Annotated in this window: 8 protein-coding genes and 1 pseudogene; all 9 read left to right on the top strand. The window is 62.4% G+C overall.

All coding sequences use genetic code 11. The annotated features are described in order from the left end of the window. The coding region (locus JNK99_RS14985) for a cupredoxin domain-containing protein (RefSeq protein WP_291854452.1) at nucleotides 1-1,485 on the top strand (1,485 nt) is incomplete at its 5' end. An 85-nt stretch (nucleotides 1,486-1,570) separates the two neighbouring features. After that, nucleotides 1,571-1,882: a c-type cytochrome gene (locus JNK99_RS14980; protein WP_291854450.1), complete on the top strand. Its 312-nt coding sequence runs from the start codon at nucleotides 1,571-1,573 to the stop codon at nucleotides 1,880-1,882. Nucleotides 1,883-1,979: 97 nt separating this feature from the next. Next, the gene (locus tag JNK99_RS14975; RefSeq protein WP_291854448.1) at nucleotides 1,980-2,720 is read left to right on the top strand and encodes a c-type cytochrome; all 741 of its coding nucleotides are present in this window, start codon (nucleotides 1,980-1,982) and stop codon (nucleotides 2,718-2,720) included. Nucleotides 2,721-2,894: 174 nt separating this feature from the next. Continuing rightward, complete coding sequence (locus tag JNK99_RS14970) at nucleotides 2,895-3,884, top strand: hypothetical protein (RefSeq protein WP_291854446.1); 990 nt, start codon at nucleotides 2,895-2,897, stop codon at nucleotides 3,882-3,884. Nucleotides 3,885-3,888: 4 nt separating this feature from the next. Then, the gene (nosD, locus tag JNK99_RS14965) at nucleotides 3,889-5,310 is read left to right on the top strand and encodes a nitrous oxide reductase family maturation protein NosD (protein ID WP_291854444.1); all 1,422 of its coding nucleotides are present in this window, start codon (nucleotides 3,889-3,891) and stop codon (nucleotides 5,308-5,310) included. Then, nucleotides 5,307-6,212 (top strand): 4Fe-4S dicluster domain-containing protein, encoded by a 906-nt coding sequence (locus tag JNK99_RS14960; RefSeq protein WP_291854442.1) that lies wholly within the window; start codon nucleotides 5,307-5,309, stop codon nucleotides 6,210-6,212. The genes nosD and JNK99_RS14960 overlap by 4 nt, the downstream gene beginning before the upstream one ends. After that, nucleotides 6,212-7,174, top strand: coding sequence for a NapH/MauN family ferredoxin-type protein (locus JNK99_RS14955; protein ID WP_291854440.1), 963 nt, complete (start codon nucleotides 6,212-6,214; stop codon nucleotides 7,172-7,174). The genes JNK99_RS14960 and JNK99_RS14955 overlap by 1 nt, the downstream gene beginning before the upstream one ends. A gap of 12 nt (nucleotides 7,175-7,186) precedes the next feature. Continuing rightward, nucleotides 7,187-8,059 (top strand): ABC transporter ATP-binding protein, encoded by an 873-nt coding sequence (locus JNK99_RS14950; RefSeq protein WP_291854439.1) that lies wholly within the window; start codon nucleotides 7,187-7,189, stop codon nucleotides 8,057-8,059. A 13-nt stretch (nucleotides 8,060-8,072) separates the two neighbouring features. Beyond that, nucleotides 8,073-8,333: pseudogene (locus tag JNK99_RS14945) on the top strand (hypothetical protein); the annotation flags it as partial.

Genomic DNA, 8,333 nt, shown 5'->3' with positions numbered 1-8,333 from the left:
GGCCGGCCGCCGTACGAAGCGGGTTGTTCGGCCAAGGATACCGACTATCTGCACGTGATCAACTGGAAGAAGGCGGCCGAACTGGTGGCGGCCGGCAAGGCGAAGAAGATCAATGGACATAATGTCCTGTCGATCGACACGGCTGTCAGCGAAGGCGTTCTCTTCCTGGTTCCCGAACCCAAATCGCCGCATGGCGTCGATGTCACCCCGGATGGCAAGTACATCACCGTTTCCGGCAAGCTCGACACGCACGTCTCGGTCTATTCCTTCGAGAAGATCCAGGCGGCGATCAAGGCCGGCAAGTTCGAATCCAAGGATCCCTACGGGATTCCGGTGATCAACATGAAGGACGCGCTGCATACGCAGGTGCAACTCGGCCTTGGCCCGCTGCACACGCAGTATGACGCCAAGCCCTGCGTCGCCTACACTTCACTCTACGTCGACTCGCAGGTCGTCAAGTGGAATTTCTGCGAAGGCAAGGTGCTCGACAAGATCAGCGTGCACTACAACATCGGTCACCTGGTGACCATGGAAGGTGATTCGGTCGATCCGAAGGGGCGTTATCTGGTCGCCCTGAACAAGCTGGCGATCGATCGCTTCGTGCCGGTGGGGCCGCTCCATCCGCAGAATCACCAACTGATCGACATCAGCGACGACAAGATGCAACTGCTCTACGACATGCCGCTGCCACTCGGTGAACCCCACTACGTGGTGGCCATCGAAGCGAACAAGCTGAAGCCGGGCGTGCGTTACAAGGTGGGTACCGACAGTCGCACCGACAAACCGCATCCGGGGGCCGTCCGCGCCGGCGAGGAAAAGATCGTCAAGAAGGGTAACAAGGTCGAGGTCTTCGGTACGCTGATCCGTTCGCATATCACACCGGAAACGATCGAGGCCGAGGTCGGCGACGAGGTGATCATCAACCTGACCAACCTCGAGCGGGCGCAGGACGAAACCCACGGCTTCACGGTATCGACCTACAACGTCCATGCCTCGGTCGAACCGGGCAAGACCGTTCAGGTCAGGTTCAAGGCCGACAAGGAAGGCGTCTATCCGTATTACTGCACCGAATTCTGCTCGGCGCTGCACCTCGAGATGCAGGGCTACCTGCTGGTCAAGCCGAAGGGCTGGAAACCGACCAAGACGGCCGGCGCGGCAGGCTCGAACTACACCGAGGCGGATTACAAGACGCAGCTCAAGAAGGTTGCCGATACGCAGGCGGTGATCGACTCGGTGGTCGGCTACATCACCAGTGTCAACTACAAGGACTTCCCGGATGTCGTCGCGATGATGGATGACGCGGTCGATCAACTGGGCAAGATCAAGGACGCCAAGGCCAAGGCCGATGAGGCGGCCGGCAAGAAGGACTGGAACAACGCCGCGCTGTGGACCGAGCAGATCTGGCAGTACCAGGTCAAGGCAGCCGACCTCGGACTGCGCGCCAAGACCTATCTCGAGCAGAACGGAGCCAAGAAGGTCAAGTAGTTCGCGATGTTGATCTGACTCAAGGCAACTCGACGGGGAGCAGGCTTACTCTGTTCCCCGTTTTCTTATGACGAAGGAAAAATCCATGAAACACCTGATGGCTTTGCTCGCGCTGGGCGCTCTCGCCGCCTCGCCCGTCCTGGCTGCCGATGGCGCCAAACTGTACACCGAGAAGACGTGCAACGCCTGTCACGGCCCGGCAGGCAACAAGGCGCTGATGCCGGACTACCCGAAGATCGCCGGGCAGAATGCCAAATACATCGAACGGCAGATGCTCGACATCAAGAGTGGCGCGCGCTCCAATGGCAACTCGGCGGCCATGAAGGGCGTCATGCATCTGGTCAGCGACGACGAGATCAAGGTGCTCGCCGACTACCTTTCGAAGCTCAAGCCCTGATCTACCGGACAAGCCGGAGTTGACAATTGTCAACGCGCAACACCGGACAGATTGTTAGATTGGAGTTCATCGATTCGCAACCAGCAGGGAGTTCGCAATGAAGAGACTGATTCTGGCGGTGTCGCTGGCGATGGTCGCCACGGGGGCCGCCCAGGCCGGCCCGCCGGCACCCAAGGCGCAGGGCATCGAAGCCAAGGACTACAAGTGGAATGCCCAGGAGGGCGAGAAGATCGAGGCGCTCAAGCTCAAGGGCGACAAGAAGCGCGGCGAGGAAGCCTACGAAGTGTGCGGTGCCTGCCATCTGCCGTCCGGTGCCGGTCGTCCCGATGGAACCTTCCCGCAACTCGCCGGACAGCACACGACCGTGCTGATCAAACAGATGGCCGACATCCGGGCCGGGCTGCGCGACAACCCGACGATGTACCCGTTTGCCGCGACCCTGACCGATCCGCAGGAACTGGCCGACGTCGCCGCATACATCGAACAGCTCTGCATTCCGATCGAACACGGCAAATACGACGGCAAGGACCTCGACAAGCAACTGGCGAGCGGCAAGGAACTCTATGAGAAGGAGTGCAAGGAGTGCCACGGCGTGAACGGCGAAGGGGTCAAGGACAAGTTCTATCCGGTGATCGCCGGCCAGCACTACAAGTATCTGCTGCGTCAGATGACCGAGATCCGCGATGGTCACCGGCGCAACGCCAACCCCGACATGGTCAAGATCATCAAGAAGTACAACAATGACCAGCTCGTCGCCATCTCGGCCTACCAGTCGAGCCTGGTGATGCCGGGCAACATGTGCAAGGCCAAGGCAGCAGCGCCAGCGAAGAAGAAGTAGGTAGAGGCTGCGAACACGACGAGCGTTCCGGCACTGTCGCGAAGCCCGCCGACAGTTCCTGCGGCGGGCTTCGCTTCCCCAGGCAGATCAGTAATGAATAATATGCTGCAGGGGAGTACGGCGTGTCACGGGCCGGCAGCAGCCAGGACCAGCGCTCCGGACAAGGATTGAGAAATGTCGGCAGTAACGGACAACAAACAGAATCTGACTGTCGCCGCGCTGACCGCGCTGGCAACCGTATTGATGATCATCGCGTATTTCGCGCCGATCTGGTGGGTCTCGCTGACCGCACCGAACTATCCGCCGGATGCCTTTCCCGATGGCATTCGCATCCATTTCCACTTCAACGGCGTGTTCAACGGCTGCAAGGCCGCCGGCAAGGGAACGCGTATGGCAGGCGAGATCATCCAGAAGGACATCTCGCACGAGGACGAGCGCTACAACCCGATCACCGATAAAGGAAAGGACGTGGACAAGGGGGCGCAGGGCCTCGACTGCGTACATGAAATGAACACCATCAACCACTACGTGGGGATGTTCCCGATCGCTACCGGGGCGCCGGTCGAGAAGCCGCTGGCCAAATTCTTCTTCGCTTTCTTCACGGTAATGCTGCTCGGCTTCATGGTGCCCAAACGCAAGCCGCGCGTGCTGCTGCTGGCGGCCGGTTTCGCCATGGTGGCCGTCTGGATGCTGGTGGACCAGTACCTGCTGGGTTCGCTCGAGGCGCACGTCGCATACTACGTCAGCGAAACGGCGACCTTCTTCAACGAACCCGAGAAGATCAAGGGCTGGGGCGACAACGTGACGCGAATCACCCATCTGGTCATCGCCGGGACCCTCGTCGCGATGGTGGTAGTGGTCTTCGGCGTTGCCCGGATCAGGGGGTTTTCGCTCTTGCTGGCGCTCGTCCCGGCGCTGCTGCCGGTCTTTTTTGTCATCACCTACGCCGGCTGGCTGTGGTTCTTCGGGCACAACATGCACCCCTGGGGGGCTTTCACGGTTAAGCCCTTCATGCCTACCGTTTTTGGCGAGGGCAAGGTGGCACAGTTCTCGACCTATTCCTATCCTTACTGGGGCTATGCGCTGCTGCTCGGAGTCATGGTCTGCCTGTTGCTGGCGCTGTTGATTCGGCGTCAGCAGCTCCGTGAGGGAACGGCGGAGTAGCCACATGTTCGGACGTCTGCTCGCGGCCGGCCTGGTCTGCGGGCTTGCCATGGTGGTCGTCCTGCCCACCCCCGGCGGCGCGGAAGACGCGCTGACCGCGCTGCAGCGCAGTGGCGCCGGCGGTGGCAGGCAACCGCGCGAGGTTGACGAAAAACGCTTCGGCGGCATGGGTGCGCCGGCCGCCGCGGGTTGGGGCAGCATCGACGAAAGAGCGGCGATTCCGACCGTACCCCGGGTACCCGATCTGCCCTTCCTGCAGGACCTGGTCAATGCCGCTCCGGCAGGCTCGCTGCTCAGGTTGGCGCCCGGCAGCTACTCGGGACCGGTGGTGGTCAACAAGACACTGACCATCGACGGGGGCGGGGCCGTCACGGTCGACGGTGGCGGCAAGGGAACGGTCTTCGTCCTCGAAGCCAGTGACGCCGTGCTGCGCGGTCTGCAGCTCACCAATTCGGGCGTCTCGCACGATTCGGATGACGCCTGTCTGAATGTTCGCGGTGACCGCAATCGCATCGAAGACCTGCGCATCGACAACTGCCTGTTCGGCATCGACCTGAAGAAAGCCAACGAGAACGTCCTGCGCGGCAACCGTATCAGGTCAAAACCTTTCGACCTCGGCACGCGTGGTGACAGCATCCGCTTGTGGTACAGCCACCGCAACCTGGTTGCCGGCAACACGATCGAGGACTCACGCGACATGGTCGCCTGGTACTCGAACGAGAACCGCTATCTCGACAATGTGGCGAGGCGCAGCCGTTACTCGATTCACTTCATGTTTGCCGCTGGCAACCTGGTCGAGGGCAATCGCTTCTACGACAACGCGGTCGGCGTGTACGTCATGTATTCGGGTGGCGGGGCGATTCGCAACAACCTGTTCTCGCGCGCCAACGGGCCGACCGGCATGGCGGTCGGTTTCAAGGAAGCCTCCGACGTTCTGGTCGAGGGGAACGAGATCATCTACTGCGCGATCGGTGTCGGTCTCGACATGTCGCCCTTCGAGCCGGACAGCTCGATCACCATTCGCGGCAACCGTATTGCCTATAATGGAATCGGGGTCAGCTTCCTGGCCGACAAGGATGGTACCCTGGTCGAGCACAACCTCTTCGAGGGGAATCTCTCGCAGGTGGCGATGGGCGATGCCGGTAGTGCCCGCAACAACGTCTGGCGCAGCAACTACTGGGACGACTACCAGGGCTTCGACCGCGACCACGACCAGGTCGGCGATCGTCCCCATGAACTCTACGCCTACGCCGATCAACTGTGGATGGCCATCCCTTACGCACGCTTCTTCCGCAACGCCCCGGTCATGGAAATGCTCGACTTCCTCGAGCGCCTGGCGCCCTTTTCGACACCGGTGCTGTTGCTGCGCGACCAGCAGCCGGTGTTCGACAAGTCGCAGATCAGCCAGCAGAGGTTACCTGAATGAACGATCAGAAAAGCGATGACCCCGCCGCCAAGCTCGCCGAAGCACTGCCGGCGGCGGTCGGACAAGCCACTCCTGGCGCGGGCAAGCGCCCGTCGGCGCCGGTGCGCAGGCAGGCCAACCGGCGCCGCTTCATCCGCTCGGCGCTGATGATCGGTGGCGTTCTTGGCCTGGCCATGCTCGGCTATATCCCGGTGGCCGGCGCCCACCGGGCGCGGCTGCGGCCGCCCGGTGCGCTCGAGGAGGCCGATTTCCTGTCCTCGTGCATCAAGTGCGGACAGTGTGTGCAGGTCTGCCCGGTGGCGGCAATCAAGCTCGACGACGTCGAAAGCGGCTTCGGCCTGGGTGTGCCCTATATCGACGCGCGGGCGCAGGCTTGCGACTTTTCCTGCGATGCCGTGCAATGCATCCTTGCCTGCCCGACCGGTTCGCTGACCTATCGCAAGCCGATGTCGCTGGCAACGCGCAGCGGCATGCCGCTGGCCCGGGCGCCGTTGCTCAAGGCCAAGGAGAAGGACGCCGAGCCGACCCTGAATCTCGCGGAGCGTATCGGTGTTGCGCACCTGGCGCGGCCGCAGGCATGTCTGGCAGTGCAGGGCAAGGGCTTCAACGGTCAGACGCGCGGGGCCGACTTCAAGGGGCGACTGCGCTACATGGACGTCGACCGCTGGAAACCGGTGGCGGTACGGGAGCATCCCTACGACCGCGACCTGTGCAATCTCTGCGTGACCGAATGTCCGATCGGTGACGCCATCCGGATGGCGGAAACGGTGGCGGCCGATGGCCGCAAGGAGTACCGGCCACAGGTGCTCGAGCAATGCGTCGGCTGCGGCGTCTGCGAGATGGTCTGCCCGGCCGAGCCGGCAGCGATTGTCGTCGAGCAACGCGCGCCGTGGAGAGGCTGATGAGATCGTTTGAACGTCTGCGCGTGATGTTCGGTGCGGCGCCGCAAAGGCCGCAGGTCATCGCTCCGGAAGTGCAGCAGGTGCATAAACTCAAGCGCATGACCAAGGCCGACTTCGAGGCACTGAAGCAGCATGCGCGCGACCACGAACTGGTCAACCACAAGTGGCGGAATCGCCGCTGGGTGGTGCTGATTGCGGTCAACCTGCTGTTTACCCTGTCCTTCTGGCTCGACATCCAGATACTCGAAGGCTCGCTCACTGCGTCGCGCTTCGTCGGCTTCCACCTGATCGACCTGAATTCGGCCTTGCAGGTGATGCTGGCGCACAAGCACATCATCGTCAATCTGTTCATCGGCACGGCAACGGTTTTCGTCCTCTGGGTGGTTCTCGGCGGTCGTTCCTTCTGTTCCTGGGTTTGCCCCTACCATCTGGTCGCCGAGTGGTTCGAGTGGCTGCATCTCAGGCTGGCGGCGAAGAAACTGGTCAGCGATCACGAGTTCCACCGCGGAACGCGCACCGTTTTCTGGGTCGTTTTCTCGTTGCTCGCCGTAGTCACCGGTTATACCGTCTTCGAAACGATCTCGCCGACCGGCATCCTGTCACGCGCCCTGATCTATGGGCCGTCGCTGGCGCTCGGCTGGGTACTGCTGCTGCTGGTTTTCGAGGTGGTCTATTCGCGCCGCGCCTGGTGCCGCTACGTCTGCCCGATCGGTCTGACCTATGGTATGGTGGGCGCCGTTTCGCCAGTGCGCGTCCAGTACCGGCTCGAGCACTGCTTTCATGAAGGCGATTGCCGCAAGGTCTGTCTCGTACCGCACGTTCTCGACGTGGTGATCAAGGGACGTGCCGCCGACCTGAAAACCCCGATCGGACCCGACTGCACGCGTTGCGGGCTGTGCGTCGATGTCTGCCCGAGCGGGGCACTGGTGTTTGATGTCAAAGGCCTGAACAGGCTGCTCTGAACAAGGTTGCACATGATCCGTTTCGAAAACGTCGGCAAGGATTTCCGGAGACATCGTGTCCTCGACGGGGTCAATCTGGAACTCGAACTCGGCGAGCGAATTGCCCTGATCGGATCGAACGGAGCCGGCAAGACGACGCTCATCCGCTGCCTGCTGGGCGAGTATACCCATCAGGGGCGGGTGACCATCGCTGGCCATTGCCCGCGCAGCGAGCGCACGCATGTACTCGGCAAGATCGGCTTCGTGCCGCAGCTGCCGCCACCGCTCAAGATGCCGGTCGGGCAACTGCTCAACTTCGCGGCTGCCGTCTGCTGTTCGGAAGGTGCGCGCATGCACACGGTGGCGCGTCGCCTCGGTCTCCAGCTCGACGACATCCTGGCGCGACCGTTCAATCGCCTGTCCGGCGGGATGAAGCAGAAGCTCCTGATCGCCATCGCGCTCGGCCGCGATACGCAGGTGCTGGTGATGGACGAACCGGCGGCCAACCTCGATCCCGAGGCGCGCCACATCTTCTTCAACCTGCTCGCCGAGCGGCTCGACAACACGACCATGCTGATCTCCAGCCACCGGCTCGACGAAGTCGCCCCGCTGGTCAATCGGGTGGTCGAAATGGACATGGGTCGCATCGTGCTCGACGATCGCGTCGCTGAAGAATCGAAGTTCTTGACCCTGTTCCAGGTTCACCTGACGCTGGCACGCACCGACGACGCAATCGCCAGGACGCTCGCCAGCTGGCAGTTCGCGGATCGACGGGCCGGAATCGAGTGGCACGGGACGGTTGCCGGACCCGATCGCCTGCGCTTTCTGGGCATGGTTTCGCGCTATATCGGCCTGTTGTCGCGCATCGAGATGCACGAAGTCGACCCGGCGGTCGTTCTGCAGTGAGCCCTGCAGCGCGATGATGCGACGCCGTTTTCTTGCCAGCGCGCCGGCGCTCGCGTTCGGCCCATGCTGCCGGGCTGCGCTGGGCTGCAGCCTCGGCGCGCTGCTCGCCGGTTGCCGGGGCGAGCCGACCAGCGGTCCGGTGGAGATCAAGTGGGACCGCGACGCCGACCCGCGCTGTGGCATGGTGATCAGCGACAAGCGCTTTGCCGTGCAGATTCGCGATCCGCAAGGCAAGGTGTGGAAGTTCGACGACATCGGTTGCGCCATGTTCTGG

The sequence above is a fragment of the Accumulibacter sp. genome, from assembly GCF_016789985.1.
GTDB lineage: Bacteria > Pseudomonadota > Gammaproteobacteria > Burkholderiales > Rhodocyclaceae > Accumulibacter.
Note: the sequence above shows the minus strand (reverse complement) of the source record. Positions and strands in the feature narration are given on the sequence as shown.

Bases quoted from the DNA above. Each gene is read 5' to 3' on its own strand.
- JNK99_RS14980 (WP_291854450.1), top strand. From the start codon at position 1,571: ATGAAACACCTGATGGCTTTGCTCGCGCTGGGCGCTCTCGCCGCCTCG.
- JNK99_RS14975 (WP_291854448.1), top strand. From the start codon at position 1,980: ATGAAGAGACTGATTCTGGCGGTGTCGCTGGCGATGGTCGCCACGGGG.
- JNK99_RS14970 (WP_291854446.1), top strand. From the start codon at position 2,895: ATGTCGGCAGTAACGGACAACAAACAGAATCTGACTGTCGCCGCGCTG.
- nosD (WP_291854444.1), top strand. From the start codon at position 3,889: ATGTTCGGACGTCTGCTCGCGGCCGGCCTGGTCTGCGGGCTTGCCATG.
- JNK99_RS14960 (WP_291854442.1), top strand. From the start codon at position 5,307: ATGAACGATCAGAAAAGCGATGACCCCGCCGCCAAGCTCGCCGAAGCA.
- JNK99_RS14955 (WP_291854440.1), top strand. From the start codon at position 6,212: ATGAGATCGTTTGAACGTCTGCGCGTGATGTTCGGTGCGGCGCCGCAA.
- JNK99_RS14950 (WP_291854439.1), top strand. From the start codon at position 7,187: ATGATCCGTTTCGAAAACGTCGGCAAGGATTTCCGGAGACATCGTGTC.